Origin of the sequence: Pseudomonas sp. NPDC077186, from assembly GCF_044543505.1 — a bacterium.
GTDB lineage: Bacteria > Pseudomonadota > Gammaproteobacteria > Pseudomonadales > Pseudomonadaceae > Aquipseudomonas.
The window spans coordinates 752,242-765,581 of sequence record NZ_JBITWE010000001.1 but is presented as its reverse complement, the minus strand read 5'-3'; the positions used below and the strand labels follow the sequence as shown (position 1 = coordinate 765,581).

The following is a 13,340-nucleotide window of genomic DNA, read 5'->3' as shown; positions in this document are numbered from 1 at the left end:
GGTCGATGCTGAGATGGCGCCCTTGGGCTCTATCGATGGACGTGGCCGGGAGCCGCCTTAGCCCCTACTTCACCTCCAACCGATAGACCCGCTCCACATCCTGACCGGTGCACTGGGTTCCGAAGGTGTTGCCGTACACCCGCACCTCATAACTACCCGCTCGAGTCGGAACGCCCTGAATGACGCCATGCGTTTCTGGCCTCACATGGATCAATTCGAGGCCATCGGGTAAGGGCTGAGCAGGAGCAACCAGGAGCTTGCTGACGGGGGTACTGGCGTTGATGACGTCCAGCCGCACCTTATAGGGCTCTCCCGCGCCGGCGGTCGGTAGCTCCTTGGGCATCAGCTCCGGCTCTGGCCTCGTCGCGCAACCGGTCAGAACATTGCCAAGTGTGACGGCTTCGCAGCCGGACAGCGCAGCAGCCAGCCCAGCGACAGCGAGCGATCTTAGTTTCATAAATACGTTCCTCTGGGCTATGGGATGCGGCTGAATACCCGGCCGCCGTATATGTCGTTGAGCAGTTGCCGCAACGTATAGCTACGCGTTGCCAGATGCCCGACCATGCCCCATGAGAAGAACTTGGAAGCGACAATTTTTTCTTCGAATGACGTGGTCGAAGTGACGACGCCGTTGGATGTCTCGGGAGTGCCCTCCCACGCGATCCAATGGTTTTTCCCCACGCCTACACCGCCTTCGACCATGGAGGCGTTCACGAGCGACACCACATGGTGCGACGGCCCAATAAAGTGGAGGAGGTCCAGCAAGCGATCGAGGCTAACGCTCCGGAGTTGAATGTTGTCATGCACAAGCGAAGCGCCGGCTCGTGTGAACCAAGACTCAAGAGCGCCAGGAAAGGTAATGCCTGCCGTCTGGTCATCCGGCGAGTCGTAGTTCAGCAGGCCATTTTCGCTGTCGCGCAGGCTGGCCAAGGAAATCCAGTCGATTGGGGGTATTCGATCGCCCGGCGCGGCATTGCTAAAGTTCTTGGGGTTTCGGCAACCGCGGCTGGGCTTGATATACAAGCTGCCAATGGAGGTTTCTCCTTTCTCCCAGAGCTCAAGAATGGAGCGAGCATATAGATCGGGTCTGTCCATCAGCAGTGCGTAGAAGAACGCGGCGGGGCCGCACAGAGATGTTCGATCCTGATCGGGATAGGAAGGAAGTGATAACCGGCTATTGATTGAACGCCCGTGCGCTCGTGCGATTCGAACTCTTAACTGCTCGAGAATGTGCTGCTTCTCGAACGGATCACCCACTGAACCGAGCGGATAGTCGCGGTCGTTGAAGACACGTGTCGGTGTCGCTCTGCAGTCAAAGTCGTCAATGAGGCGTTCCGCCGCGTGCAGCCTGTCAACAAGCGGTACAGCAGGAGCTCGGGGCGATATGGGAGTGGAGGGTTGTACGAAATGCGACGCCATCCCCATCGCAGGTACTTGAGCGCCTCGAATCGCCACAGTCGGTATGGACGGACTCGCAGTCGCGGAGTCTCCAGACGGCGCAGTAAACGGAGCCGTAACAACCGAGTCCCCAATAATCACGGTACCCGAGCCGCCAACAACCACACTGCCATGCCCTCCTGTGCTACCTAGGGTCGCCGCCGGCAGACCGTTGATGAAAACGGTGCTGGCGACTGCTCCGACAATTGGGCTGCCGCAGGCCGACGTATCGGTCATTCGTGCTGCTGGTAGATTGTCGAAGAGAACGTCGGGGGACCCCGTCGCTATGGGGTTTGTGCCATGCCCAGGCAGCGGGCAGGAGGTTGGATCGGATTGGCGAGCCGCCGGCTTTCCGCTCATTTTCGAATGCTCCCTGCATGAAAGCTGCCGATGCTAACCCAACGATCGTTTTCGGTAGACCCCCATACGATTGCGCTGCTTAAACTGCGTGGCTCTTCACAGAGCGGTTCCTCGCGATTAGGTCTGGGTGCAGTACGTAGAGGCGTGCAACTGGCCCAAGGCTAATTCATGCGTTGGGTTCTTGCGCCTCTCGATTGCCTACGCACCATTGATAGGGGCATTCAGCTAGATGCTGTCACTCCGCGGCCTCAGGCGCGCGCAACGCCTTGCTGTAGTAGCCCGACTGATCGAAGCAGCACACCCGCTTCTTCCCCTCGCCGAGCATGGCGCAGGCGTCGGCGATACGCTTGGCGCGGGTCTTGGCCTGCTTGGCCGACTCGATCCAGTGAATCCAGTCCAGCCGCGCGATAGTCGTCGTCGCCTCCCAGACGCTGCGCGCCGCGGGTGCGGCGGCCAGTGCCGCGGCCAGATCCGCCGGCACCTGCGGCTCGGGTTCCTCCGCCACCGGTTCGATTTCCAGCGTGACCAGATCGCCGACCGTCGCGCCCGCCGCCTGCAGCAGGTCGCTATCCACCCGCAGCCAATGACTCAACTGGCCATCCGGCTCGAGCCTGGCGCGGAACGGCTGCCTATTGAGCCGACCGTCCACGCTGGTCCTGCCGCGCCTCGGCAGCTGCTCGCTGACCTCCCGCGGCAGCACCACGAATGCCCAGGAAGACTCGCCAGCCGGCAGGTGAGGGCGCAGTAGGGTGGCCTGGAACTGGGCGTTTCTATCCGTCTGAGGCATTGGGATAAATCCTTGGGGATTGAGCCTAGGGGGCAGCCAAACGCGTCGGCTGCTGTGGTCAGACTAGCGCGACGATGAGGCTTGCCACGTTGCAGACCCGGCTGGCCCCTGTTGTGCGAGCTACAGAATGCCCCGGGCAATGCCCGACGCAAGGCCGGATATACGAATGCAACTGCGCTGACGACAGCTGCAAAGCAAAGCTTTGCTCTCTACTTGTGGGGAGAGTCCATATACATTTTTAGAATTTCTATTCATCTGTTCCAATTAGGGCGCTGCGAACTGAAATTTTTGCTGTGTAGAAGGAAAAGGCATTTAGCGACGCAGCTATAGCAAACATGAAAAATAGCCAAACCCCTTCAAATTTATCGAGTCCACCAAAAAACCAGACGCTTACACACGGCAGAAGATAGATTATGCTATTTAGAATGCCTACATCGAAATGGGCTTTAAGCCTCCAGTAGTCAGGCCATTCATGTAAAATTCTACTTGTACGGTCATCAGGAAATATGACGCCAACTCCATCTTTTAGAGTCCATCCAGAAATGCCAATTGGAAATAGCATGGCCCATTTTAATGCATCTTCGTTCATGGGGAATTTGAGAAAATATCTTCCAAGTGAGTCTCCGAACCAAATGTAGATGGCGCCACAAAAAACCAGAAATAAAAACTCATAACTGATGAGGGAAATTCTTAAGTAATAGAGTGCTTTCATTAATGCTTCATATCCCTCTCATTTGAGACTTTATCAAGCTGAGATTTAGCCTTTACAGCAAGCTCGTTGGGCTCCGGTTCCTTGTCATGGAGGAAACTTTTCTGGGTGTCACTTGTTTTTATTACTACCTCATCGCCACTTTCAATGCCGACTACTTTGCCTCGTCCATAACCATCTGCAGCCATAAGGATTGCTGCATCACCAATTGCAGGTATTTCATTAGGTTCATAGTCTGGCGAGTCCATAATCCTGTCCATAAGCTCAATTATTTTTGACTTTAGACCTGCTGGCTTAGAAGTTTGCTCTTTGACTGCTATTTCTGATGCATTTCGACTGGCAATGTATTCATTTAGACTGCCCCACAATCTGCCAAACAGAGGGTTTGGTGGATAAACAGTTGCCGAAAACTCAGTAAATTTACTAAGTTTTTTCAGTCGACTAGTAAAAGCTCGGTAATCAGAGATGGGCTCAACATCACAGGCAACCATAAAGCCATTAAAGGCAGCCTCAATTACTGATTTAAATCGACGAGGAAACACATCTTCTTGAATGCCGTTCCACACATGCAAAAAAGCTATACCTGAGCACTCAGGTAAGTACACGAAGGGTGAGCTTGCCTCAAGAAGGTTTGGCACGTCAGTGTTAATTTGTGATTTGCTAACCTCGTCAATAACTTTTGCGTGCCCGTCCTTTGCATACTTGGATAGTTTTCCAAAAATATAAGGAAAATCTTCGCGCCTATTATCTTCGATGTCGGTAATGGTCCAGTCAAATTTGCCAAGCGTTATGATAGGGGCGTTTGTGATTGCATCCATTAAGCTTTCTTGGTCAAGATTTATTTTAACGACTCGACCAAGATAATATCGGCCTCTTCTCATCGGATATCCCTATGCTTCTTAAAAAAACTAACGTTTGGTTAAGAGGCGGGCTTTAGCCCGTCCCCGTGAGCGCAGCGAGCGATTTGAATCGCTATTACTATGCGTTTAGCTGCCGATAATGAATGCAAGGAAAATAGCACCAATAAAGAATACTAGTAAATTAATCCAAGCATGTGACTTGTCCCAAGTCTCACTATTCTCGCTCCAATTCTCAGGTGTGACTGTGCTCTTGTTTTCTTGAGCGTGATACTTGTCTTTTTCTGTTTCTTTGTACTTGGCTGCTAGAGCAATTTCATCTCTAATAGAATCTGCGCGGTATTTTATATAAAGAGATTTTGCTTTTTCATTGCTGCCGTCGCTATGAGCTAGGGCTTTCGCCCATAAGCCGTTTCTGCGCTGACCATTTTCAATCTCGCTTAGAACTTGGGCATATATCTGTTCATCAAGTAGACGGGACGATATTGCATCATTCTTAATTTTGTTTAGCCAGCTCATGGTTCTCTACCTAATAAGCGCATGACTATTAATTAGGCGGCATAGCTGTCGCGTTTAACCACGGCCGCTTTCGCATAACCTTCCTTGTCGTCATGTAAGTCCTTGTCTGGCCTGAAGATGCTCGCGGCAAACGCGACAGCACTCAGGGAGAAACGCGACAGGGGTGACGGCAAGCTTGTCACGTCTGGCGCAATGCCGGCAGGCTTGAGCCAGAAGCTAGTGCATGACTGCCGGTTCTGTCCATGTACAGCGCCAGGGAGCTTGCGCCGGCAGCGAATGCGGCGGTTGCAACGCCGCCAGCGCGTCTTACCCCTCTTGGGCGCGATAGGCCCCCGGCGTCAGCCCGGTCCATTTCTTGAACGCGCGGTGGAAGGCCGAGGGTTCGGAGAAGCCGAGCTGTTCGGCGATGTCCTGGATGGCCAGCTCGTCGCGGCCGAGGTGGTAGATGGCGAGGTCGCGGCGCAGGTGATCCTTGAGTTCCTGGAAGCTGGTGCCTTCCTCGCGCAGGTGGCGGCGCAGGGTCTGCGGGCTGATATGCAGCTGCTGGGCGACCCGTTCCAGGTCCGGCCATTGCTGGCAGTCGCGGCCGAGCAGGCGGCGGATCTGGCTGGTCAGGCTGTCGCCGCCGTCGGGGCGAGCCAGCAGGTCGGCGGGGGAGTGCTGGAGGAACTGCTTGAGCGTGCGTTCGTCCTGCAGCAGCGGCATGGCCAGGTAGCGGGCGTGGAACAGCAGGCTGGTGGCGCCGGCGCAGAAGCGCCGGGTGCAGGGAAACAGCAGTTCGTACTCGGCGGCGTGCTGCGGTTCGGGGTAGGCGAAGGTGGCTTCTTCCAGGCGGATGCGCTGGCCGATCAGCCAGCTGCCGAGGCGGTGCCAGATCACCAGCAGGCTTTCCACCAGGAAGTGGTCCGGGTCCCACAGGCTGCTGTCGTCCACGCTCAGTCGCGCCCAGTCGCCTTCGCGCTGCAGGCGGATGCCCGGCGCATCGGGGAACAGACCGTAGAACAGCGCACCGCGGCTCAGCGCCTTTTCCAGCGTGCGGCAGTGGATGATGGCGTGGCCCATCATGGCGAAGGTGCCGCGTTTGCTCGGTTGGCGGCCGAAGCCCAGGTACTCGTCGTCCAGCGCTTCCCACAGCAGTTGCATCAGCCGGGCGAACTGCTCGGGGGCGATGCGCGCGCGCGGTTCGATGAGCACCGCCGGCTGGATGCCGGCCTGGCGCAGCAGCGGTTCGCAGGCCAGGCCCCGACGTTGCGCGCCGCGCAGGGCGGCGCGGACGAAGTGGCTGGCGATGGTGCGTTCGCGCATGTCGAGCTTCCGTGATCGGGGTGGCCGATGGTAGGCAGCGGCTGTGGTGCAGGGCAAGCCAGCCGAGCGATTGGGTCAATCGAGGCTGAGCGCATGGGTCATTGAGGGGGGCAGGGGCGGCGCCTAACCTGCGCTGAATAACAATCAGCGGAGGAACCGCCCCATGCAGCGCAACCATTTCGACACCGAGCACAACCTGTTCCGCGACGCCTTCGCGGCCTTTCTCGCTAAGGAGGTGGTGCCGCATCAGGAGGAGTGGGAGGCCGCCGGGGTGGTCGACCGCAGCGTATGGGCCAAGGCCGGCGAGATGGGCTTTCTGCTGCCCTGGGCGGACGAGGAGTACGGCGGCGCCGGGCTCAAGGATTTTCGCTACGAGCAGATCATGTGCGAGGAGCTGGCGCGGATCAACGAACCGGGCTTCATGATCCCGCTGCACTCGGCGCTGTGCGGCCCCTATATCGCCGAGTACGGCAACGCGCAGCAGAAGGCGCGCTGGCTGCCCGGCATCGTCCGCGGCGAGACCATCCTCGCCGTGGCCATGACCGAGCCGGCCGCCGGCTCCGATCTGGCCGGCATGCGCACCACGGCGGTGGACCAGGGCGACCACTGGCTGCTCAACGGTTCCAAGGTGTTCATCTCCAACGGCTACCTGGCCGACCTGGTGATAGTCGCGGCCAAGACCGACCCGGCCAACAAGCACGCCATGGGCCTGTTCCTGGTCGAGCGCGGCATGCAAGGTTTCGAGCGCGGCAAGAAGCTGAAGAAGCTCGGCATGCACAGCCAGGACACCGCCGAGCTGTTCTTCAACGACGTCAAGGTGCCCAAGGAGAACCTCTTGGGCGATGCCAAGGGCGGCTTCTTCTACCTGATGAACATGCTCGCCCAGGAGCGTCTGACCAACGCCTGCGGCGCGGTGGCCGGCGCCGAGGCGGCGCTGCAGACCACCATCGACTATGTGAAGGAACGCCAGGCCTTCGGCCGCCCGGTGGCGCATTTCCAGAACACCCGCTTCAAGCTGGCGGAGATGCGCACCCAGATCGACGTGGCCCAGGTGTTCACCGACCGCTGCGTGATGGACCACAACCAGAAGAAGCTCAGTGCAGAAGTCGCCGCAGAGGCCAAACTGTTCACCACCGAGCTGCTGTGCAAGGTGGTCGACGAGGGTGTGCAGCTACATGGCGGCTGGGGCTACATGTGGGAGTACCCGATCTGCAAGATGTACGCGAACGCGCGCATCCAGCGCATCTTCGCCGGCACCTCGGAGATCATGAAGGAGATCATCAGCCGCGGCATGAAGCTGTAGTTCGCAGGGCGACGCGCAGTTTGCCCAGCGTCACCAGGGACTCGCCAGGCCCTGCAGGAGCCAGCTTGCTGGCGATCAATAACAAGAAGAGCATGCCATGACCCTGCAACTGCCGCTGCAACGTTTCAACCACTGGCTGGACCGGCAACCCGACGCGGTCTGGCTGCGCCAGCCGGTGGCCGGCGTCTGGCACGATTTCACCTGGCGCCAGGTCGACGAGCAGGCGCGACGCCTGGCCAGCGCGCTGCTGGCGCTGGGCTGCGTGCCCGGCGAGCGCGTCGCGCTGCTGGCGAAGAACTGCGCCGAATGGTTTATCAGCGACCTGGCGATCCAGCACGCCGGGCTGGTCAGCGTGCCGCTCTATCCGCTGCAGGCGCCCGAGCAGATCGCCTATGTGCTGCAGCACGCCGGCTGCAAGCTGATCCTGGTGGGCAAGCTGGACCAGCCGGACAAGCTGGCCGCCGGCATCGGCCCGCATATCACCCGCATCGCCATGCCCTATCCGAGCATGCCGGCCGAGCACCGCTGGCATGAGCTGCTGGCCGCCCACGAGCCCCTGGCGGGTAGCCGCCAGCAGCGCGGTGACGAGCTGCTGTCGATCCTCTACACCTCGGGCACCACCGGGCAGCCCAAGGGGGTGATGCTCTCGGCCCATGCCATGGCCTTTTCCGCGGCGCACGCCACGGCGGAGATGGGCATGACGCCGCAGGACCAGTTCTTCTCCTACCTGCCGCTGTCGCACGCCGCCGAGCGCTTTCTGGTGGAGTTCAACAGCCTCTATTGCGGCGCGCCGGTGGCCTTCGTCGAGTCGCTGGAGACCTTCGCCAGCGACCTGCGACGGGTGCGGCCGACCGTGTTCTTCTCGGTGCCCAGGCTGTGGACGCGCTTTCAGCAGGGCGTGCTGGAGCAGCTACCGGCGCACAAGCTCGACCGCCTACTGCGCATCCCGCTGCTCGGCCGCCTGGTGGCGCGCAAGGTGCGCGCGGGGCTGGGGCTGGATCGTGCGCGCATCCTGGTGTCCGGCGCGGCGGCGATTTCCACTGGGCTGCTGGACTGGTACCGGCGCCTGGGCATGACCATCTGCGAGGGCTACGGCATGACCGAGCACTTCGCCTACGGCTGTTTCAACCGGCCGGGGCAGGTGCGTTTCGGCACGGTGGGCCGGCCCATGCCGCACCTGCAATTGCGCATCGACGCCAGCGGCGAGATCCTGTTGCGCAGCGAGACGCTGATGCAGGGCTATTACCGCGAGCCAGAGAAGACCGCCGAGACGCTCGAGGGCGGTTGGTTGCATACCGGCGACAAGGGCGCGGTGGATGCAGACGGCTACCTGCGCATCACCGGGCGGGTCAAGGACATCTTCAAGACCAGCAAGGGCAAGTACGTGGCGCCGGCGCCCATCGAGGGCGAGATCGCCAAGAGCCACTGGGTCGAGCAGGTGTGCCTGATGGGCAGCAACCTGGATCAGCCGCTGGCGCTGATCGAGCTGTCGCCGGCGGCCCGCCAGCAAGCGCAGGCGGCGGTCAGCCAGGATCTGCAGGCGCATCTGCAGGCCGTCAACGAGCGCCTGGCGGCGCACGAGCGCGTCAGCCATTTCATCCTGGTGCGCGAGGCCTGGACGGTGGACAACGGCTGCATGACGCCGACCATGAAGATCCGCCGCAACGTGCTGGAGGCGCGTTACGCCGAGGCGCTGGCCGGCCTGTCGGCGAGCGAGGCCATCGTCTGGGAGCCTTGATCCCTGGCCCGGGTTTCACCGTTCCACCCCCTCGCCCCTCTGGGGAGAGGGCCGGGGAGAGGGGCTAGGGCCTCTTGCCCGATACCACATCATCCGATCGGGAGTCGCCATGTCCGGCCTACTGTCTTCGCTGAAAATCCTCGACTTCTCCACCCTGTTGCCGGGGCCCTTCGCCTCGCTGCTGCTGGCCGACCTGGGCGCCGAGGTGCTGCGCGTGGAGTCGCCCACGCGCATGGACCTGGTGCGCGTGCTGCCGCCACACGACGGCGGCACCTCCACCAGCCACGCCTACCTGAACCGCAACAAGCGCGCCATCGCCCTCGATCTCAAGCGCCCCGAGGCGCTGGAGGTGGTGAAGAAGCTGGTGGGCGAGTACGACATCGTGCTGGAGCAGTTCCGCCCCGGGGTGATGGACAAGCTGGGCGTCGGCTACGAGGCGCTGAAGGCGATCAACCCGCGGCTGATCTACGTGTCGATCACCGGCTATGGCCAGAGCGGGCCGTACAAGGACCGCGCCGGGCACGACATCAACTACCTGGCGCTGGCCGGCCTCGCCAGCTACACCGGCCGCCGCGACAGCGGCCCGCTGCCGCTGGGCGTGCAACTGGCGGATATCGCCGGTGGCTCGCTGCACGGGGTGATCGGCCTGCTCGCCGCGGTGGTGCAGCGCCAGGTCACAGGCCTGGGCCAGCAGGTGGACGTGAGCATGACCGACTGCGCCTTCAGCCTGCACGCCATGGCCGGCGCCGGCTACCTCGGCGCCGGGGTGGAGCCGGACATGGAGAACCAGGCGCTCAACGGCGGCAGCTTCTACGACTACTACCGCACCCGCGACGGCCGCTGGCTCTCGGTGGGCAGCCTGGAGCCGCAGTTCATGCAGCAGTTCTGCCAGGCCATCGGCCGGCCGGAGCTGGCGGCGCGCGGGTTGTCGCCCAAGCCCGAGGATCAGCGCGCGCTCAAGCGCGAGATCGAGATCGAGTTCGAGCGCCGCGACTTCGCCGACTGGTGCCAGCGCTTCGCCGCCCTGGACGCCTGCGTCGAGCCCGTGCTGCCGCTGTCCGAGGCGGTGGAACATCCGCAGATCAAGGCGCGCGGCCTGGTCACCGAGGTGCCGCGCGATGGCTTGCCGGCGCAGCGGCAACTGGCCTGCCCACTGAAGTTCTCCGCTGGTTTACCGGCGCCGCGGCATATCGGCGCGGCGGTCGGCGCGCATACCGACGAGGTGCTGGGCGAGCTGGGCTACAGCGCCGAGCAGATTGCCGCGCTGCGGGCGGCCAAGGCATTGGGGTGAGCCCCGGTGTGCGCGGCGCACCCTACGGAGCCCGCGGCTATGCTGAAGCGGGAGGGCCAGTCCCATGACCGCCACGCTCGAAGCGATCCAGGCCGATATCGCCACGCTGGACGTCGACGCCATAGTCAACGCCGCCAACAGCTCGCTGCTCGGCGGCGGCGGGGTGGACGGCGCCATTCACCGCGCCTCCGGGCCGCGGCTGCTGGAGGCCTGTCGGCCGCTGGGCGGTTGTCCCACCGGCGAGGCGCGGCTGACGCCGGGTTTCGCGCTGCCGGCGCGCTGCGTGATCCACACCGTGGGGCCGGTCTGGCACGGCGGCGACCAGGGCGAGGCGCAGCTATTGGCCAGCTGCTATCGCAACGCGCTGCGCCTGGCCGCCGAGCACCAGCTGCGCAGCATCGCCTTTCCGGCCATCAGCACCGGCATCTACGGCTATCCCGCCGAGCAGGCGGCCGCCATCGCGGTGGCGACGGTACGCGAGGAAGTCGCCCACCTGCCGAGAATCGAGCGCGTGCTGTTCTGCTGCTTTTCCGCCGCCGATCTGGCGCGGTATCGGGATTTGCTTGCGTAGGGTGCGCCGGGACCCTTGTCCGTCGCTGTATGCCAGGTGGCGGACAAGCCTTCGGCATGTCCGCCCTACGCGGGCATTGGCGATCAACCTATCACTCCACCCGCTGCTGGCCGGTGAACTGCAGGGTCACCTTGCAGCGTCGGCAGTAGTAGCGCCGGCCCTTGGCCACCAGGGCGTGGCGCTGGGCGGAGAAGGGGAATTCGCCGTCGGGGCAGCTGCAGCGGTAGATAAAGCGGCTGACCTTGCGCCGCTGCACGTCGTAGTTGTGGCAACGGTGCGGCGGCAGTTCGTAGACCCCGCGCATGATCAGTTGCCATTCCTCGCCGTGGGGCTGGATGCGCGGGCCGAACAGCTGGTGGGCGATCAGGTGGGCCACCTCGTGGGCCACGGTCTGCTGCAGGAAGTCCTCGCGGTTGTCGCGATACAGCTGCAGGTTGAAGCGCAGCTTGTTTTCCGTCAGATGGGCGACGCCGGCCTTCTGCCCACGCAGCTTGAAGCTGATCTCGGGGCGAGCGAAGCGTTGCTTGAAGAAGGTTTCGGCCAGCTGGTAGCAGGCCTCGACGCGGGCGTGGAGCTGTTCGGGCATGGCGGCGATTATGCCTAACCGCACGGGTTACGGCAGCCCATAAACGACGAAACCACCCGCAGGTGGTTTCGTCGATTCGCCATTGCCCTCAGCTGGTGTAGACCGGGCCGACGCCCAGGCCCCAGAGGATCACCGAGGTGGCGATCATCGCCACCAGCACCACCAGGCCTACCGCCAGCACCGAACTGGAGAACATGAACCCCTCGTCCTCGGGGATGTTCATGAAGGTCGGGATGCCGACGTAGAGCAGGTACACCGTGTAACAGATGGCCACCGTGCCGACCACCATCGCCAGCCACAGGTGCGGGTAGAGCGCCGCCAGGCCGCCGATAAACAGCGGGGTGGCGGTGTAGGCCGCGAACACCACGCACTGGGTCAGGCTCGGGTTGGCGTCGTAGGTGCGCGCCATCCAGTGGATGAAGGCGCCCATCACCGCGACGCCGGCGAGCATCGCCAGGTAGGACATGATGGTCATGCTCAGGGCGCTGCCTTCGGTGAGCATCACCGGCGCTCGGTCGCCGATCGACCAGCCCACCTGGGTGGTGCCGATAAAGGCCGAGACCGCCGGGATGGCGGCGAGCAGCAGGACATGGGTCAGGTACATGTGGCTGATGGTTTCTTCCTCGCCACGGATTTCTTGCCATTCTTGGTCGGGATGGGTGAAGAGCCCCCAAACGTGGTGGATCATGCCAGACACCTCCTCTTTTTATGACGATCGCCCCCCAGCGGACGCCCGGCGCGCGTGTACAGCGCCACCGGGTGCCAGGCCGAACCTATGCGACCGTATGTCGCAGTATAGGCAGGGCCTGAAGGGCGCGTGGTATCTGGCTTTAGAGCGAATTGCTCTCTGCCGGTCAGTTGTAATAGCGCTCTAGAATTTCCATGGCCTTGTTGATCGACTGCAACCGCTCTGTGCTGCCGCCGCGATCCGGGTGGTGCTGGCTGACCAGTTGGCGGTAGCGCCGCTTGATGCTGGCCAGATCGAGGGGCGTGCCGGCAGCGTCCAGTTCGAACAGCGCCAGCGCCGCCTGTTTTTCCTCGCCGCCCTGCATGCGGGTCCAGAAGCTGGCCAGCAGGCGCTCGACGTCGCGTTCGTCGGTATCGCGCAGGTTGCTCATGTCCAGGTAGTAGTCGCGCAGCCCGTCGCGCTCGCTGAGCGCCGCGCTGCCGGCCTGGTAGGGCTGCAGGCGGATGCACAGCGGGGCGATCTGCAGCAGGTGACGGCGCTCCTGCCAGAGCCGCTCGCGCAGGCGATACAGGGCGTTGAACAGGAGGAAATGGGTGCGAAACAGCACCAGCTTGTCGGTCAGCGGCAAGTTGGGAATATGCCCGCTGTGACGTTGCTTGAGTTGCTGGATCAACTGGTATTCGGCCAGGCCGTCGGGCGCGGCGAGCAGCAGTTCGAGCACCTGGTCGGCCAGATCCAGGGCGGGGTCGAGGTCATCGTTCATCGGCCGAGCCTAGCATTTCGCCGCCGCTGGGGTAGGGCGCGAGGCCCATTGTGCGTAAAATGTCGCGCTTTCGTTCCTACCCCCGGATTCCGACGCACCATGGGCACCCTTTCGGTCAACCAGAACAAACTGCAGAAGCGCATTCGCCGCCTGGCCGGCGAGGCCATCACCGACTTCAACATGATCGAGGATGGCGACAAGGTGATGGTCTGCCTGTCCGGCGGCAAATTATAACCAAAAAAATATTTGTAAAGCCTATAAACCTGTAGACATTGCCTGTAAGCCCCGCCTTCTGTCGTTTGTTCTTTCCTCTCGTTTGACAGAACTCATTTGTGGGCTAGTCTGTAACTAAATCGGTTATTGGACTAGCTTTTTTGTCAATCATGAAAGTCAAACGATACCAATTCAATTCGTTGCCCTTCGTGT

13 protein-coding genes and 2 pseudogenes are annotated in these 13,340 nt (G+C 61.8%); 5 read left to right on the top strand and 10 right to left on the bottom strand.

All coding sequences use genetic code 11. The annotated features are described in order from the left end of the window. Positions 1–64 precede the first annotated feature (64 nt). From ACIGKL_RS03490 to ACIGKL_RS03460, 7 genes and pseudogenes are all read right to left on the bottom strand, one after another. Positions 65–457 (bottom strand): hypothetical protein, encoded by a 393-nt coding sequence (locus tag ACIGKL_RS03490; protein WP_397485308.1) that lies wholly within the window; start codon positions 455–457, stop codon positions 65–67. Between the two features lie 1,043 nt (positions 458–1,500). After that, positions 1,501–1,797, bottom strand: a pseudogene (locus ACIGKL_RS03485) (PAAR domain-containing protein); the annotation flags it as partial. A 235-nt stretch (positions 1,798–2,032) separates the two neighbouring features. Further along, positions 2,033–2,584 carry a YdeI/OmpD-associated family protein gene (locus ACIGKL_RS03480; protein WP_397485307.1) on the bottom strand — a complete coding sequence of 184 codons (552 nt, stop codon included), beginning with the start codon at positions 2,582–2,584 and terminating at the stop codon, positions 2,033–2,035. A 247-nt stretch (positions 2,585–2,831) separates the two neighbouring features. Continuing rightward, positions 2,832–3,296, bottom strand: a complete 465-nt coding sequence (locus tag ACIGKL_RS03475; protein WP_397485306.1) for a hypothetical protein — start codon at positions 3,294–3,296, stop codon at positions 2,832–2,834. Further along, positions 3,296–4,111 (bottom strand): hypothetical protein, encoded by an 816-nt coding sequence (locus ACIGKL_RS03470; RefSeq protein WP_397485305.1) that lies wholly within the window; start codon positions 4,109–4,111, stop codon positions 3,296–3,298. Before ACIGKL_RS03470 ends, ACIGKL_RS03475 begins: the two co-directional genes overlap by 1 nt. Before the next feature lie 168 nt (positions 4,112–4,279). After that, on the bottom strand, positions 4,280–4,669 hold the full coding sequence (locus tag ACIGKL_RS03465) for a hypothetical protein (protein WP_397485304.1): 390 nt from the start codon (positions 4,667–4,669) through the stop codon (positions 4,280–4,282). Positions 4,670–4,975: 306 nt separating this feature from the next. Continuing rightward, on the bottom strand, positions 4,976–5,974 hold the full coding sequence (locus ACIGKL_RS03460; RefSeq protein ID WP_397485303.1) for an AraC family transcriptional regulator: 999 nt from the start codon (positions 5,972–5,974) through the stop codon (positions 4,976–4,978). A gap of 163 nt (positions 5,975–6,137) precedes the next feature. Between ACIGKL_RS03460 and ACIGKL_RS03455 the strand changes: the two genes are divergently transcribed. From ACIGKL_RS03455 to ACIGKL_RS03440, 4 genes are all read left to right on the top strand, one after another. After that, positions 6,138–7,277, top strand: coding sequence for an acyl-CoA dehydrogenase family protein (locus ACIGKL_RS03455; protein WP_397485302.1), 1,140 nt, complete (start codon positions 6,138–6,140; stop codon positions 7,275–7,277). Positions 7,278–7,374: 97 nt separating this feature from the next. Next, the gene (locus tag ACIGKL_RS03450) at positions 7,375–9,015 is read left to right on the top strand and encodes an AMP-binding protein (RefSeq protein ID WP_397485301.1); all 1,641 of its coding nucleotides are present in this window, start codon (positions 7,375–7,377) and stop codon (positions 9,013–9,015) included. A 109-nt stretch (positions 9,016–9,124) separates the two neighbouring features. Beyond that, positions 9,125–10,306 (top strand): CaiB/BaiF CoA transferase family protein, encoded by a 1,182-nt coding sequence (locus tag ACIGKL_RS03445; protein ID WP_397485300.1) that lies wholly within the window; start codon positions 9,125–9,127, stop codon positions 10,304–10,306. A 64-nt stretch (positions 10,307–10,370) separates the two neighbouring features. Further along, on the top strand, positions 10,371–10,877 hold the full coding sequence (locus tag ACIGKL_RS03440) for an O-acetyl-ADP-ribose deacetylase (RefSeq protein WP_397485299.1): 507 nt from the start codon (positions 10,371–10,373) through the stop codon (positions 10,875–10,877). Between the two features lie 91 nt (positions 10,878–10,968). Here ACIGKL_RS03440 and ACIGKL_RS03435 read toward each other — a convergent pair whose 3' ends face one another. The 3 genes from ACIGKL_RS03435 to ACIGKL_RS03425 form a co-directional block, all read right to left on the bottom strand. Further along, positions 10,969–11,463 carry a SprT family zinc-dependent metalloprotease gene (locus ACIGKL_RS03435; protein ID WP_397485298.1) on the bottom strand — a complete coding sequence of 165 codons (495 nt, stop codon included), beginning with the start codon at positions 11,461–11,463 and terminating at the stop codon, positions 10,969–10,971. A gap of 88 nt (positions 11,464–11,551) precedes the next feature. Then, positions 11,552–12,151: a Yip1 family protein gene (locus ACIGKL_RS03430; RefSeq protein WP_397485297.1), complete on the bottom strand. Its 600-nt coding sequence runs from the start codon at positions 12,149–12,151 to the stop codon at positions 11,552–11,554. Between the two features lie 166 nt (positions 12,152–12,317). Beyond that, positions 12,318–12,914 (bottom strand): DNA-J related domain-containing protein, encoded by a 597-nt coding sequence (locus tag ACIGKL_RS03425; protein ID WP_397485296.1) that lies wholly within the window; start codon positions 12,912–12,914, stop codon positions 12,318–12,320. A gap of 99 nt (positions 12,915–13,013) precedes the next feature. Between ACIGKL_RS03425 and ACIGKL_RS03420 the strand changes: the two are divergent. After that, a pseudogene (locus ACIGKL_RS03420) lies at positions 13,014–13,142 on the top strand (tRNA 2-thiocytidine(32) synthetase TtcA); the annotation flags it as partial. Between the last annotated feature and the right edge of the window lie 198 nt (positions 13,143–13,340).

Coding starts and splice junctions, on each gene's coding strand:
- ACIGKL_RS03460 (WP_397485303.1), bottom strand. CDS start 5,974: ATGCGCGAACGCACCATCGCCAGCCACTTCGTCCGCGCCGCCCTGCGC.
- ACIGKL_RS03475 (WP_397485306.1), bottom strand. CDS start 3,296: ATGAAAGCACTCTATTACTTAAGAATTTCCCTCATCAGTTATGAGTTT.
- ACIGKL_RS03440 (WP_397485299.1), top strand. CDS start 10,371: ATGACCGCCACGCTCGAAGCGATCCAGGCCGATATCGCCACGCTGGAC.
- ACIGKL_RS03490 (WP_397485308.1), bottom strand. CDS start 457: ATGAAACTAAGATCGCTCGCTGTCGCTGGGCTGGCTGCTGCGCTGTCC.
- ACIGKL_RS03425 (WP_397485296.1), bottom strand. CDS start 12,914: ATGAACGATGACCTCGACCCCGCCCTGGATCTGGCCGACCAGGTGCTC.
- ACIGKL_RS03445 (WP_397485300.1), top strand. CDS start 9,125: ATGTCCGGCCTACTGTCTTCGCTGAAAATCCTCGACTTCTCCACCCTG.
- ACIGKL_RS03450 (WP_397485301.1), top strand. CDS start 7,375: ATGACCCTGCAACTGCCGCTGCAACGTTTCAACCACTGGCTGGACCGG.
- ACIGKL_RS03435 (WP_397485298.1), bottom strand. CDS start 11,463: ATGCCCGAACAGCTCCACGCCCGCGTCGAGGCCTGCTACCAGCTGGCC.
- ACIGKL_RS03480 (WP_397485307.1), bottom strand. CDS start 2,584: ATGCCTCAGACGGATAGAAACGCCCAGTTCCAGGCCACCCTACTGCGC.
- ACIGKL_RS03465 (WP_397485304.1), bottom strand. CDS start 4,669: ATGAGCTGGCTAAACAAAATTAAGAATGATGCAATATCGTCCCGTCTA.
- ACIGKL_RS03470 (WP_397485305.1), bottom strand. CDS start 4,111: ATGGATGCAATCACAAACGCCCCTATCATAACGCTTGGCAAATTTGAC.
- ACIGKL_RS03430 (WP_397485297.1), bottom strand. CDS start 12,151: ATGATCCACCACGTTTGGGGGCTCTTCACCCATCCCGACCAAGAATGG.
- ACIGKL_RS03455 (WP_397485302.1), top strand. CDS start 6,138: ATGCAGCGCAACCATTTCGACACCGAGCACAACCTGTTCCGCGACGCC.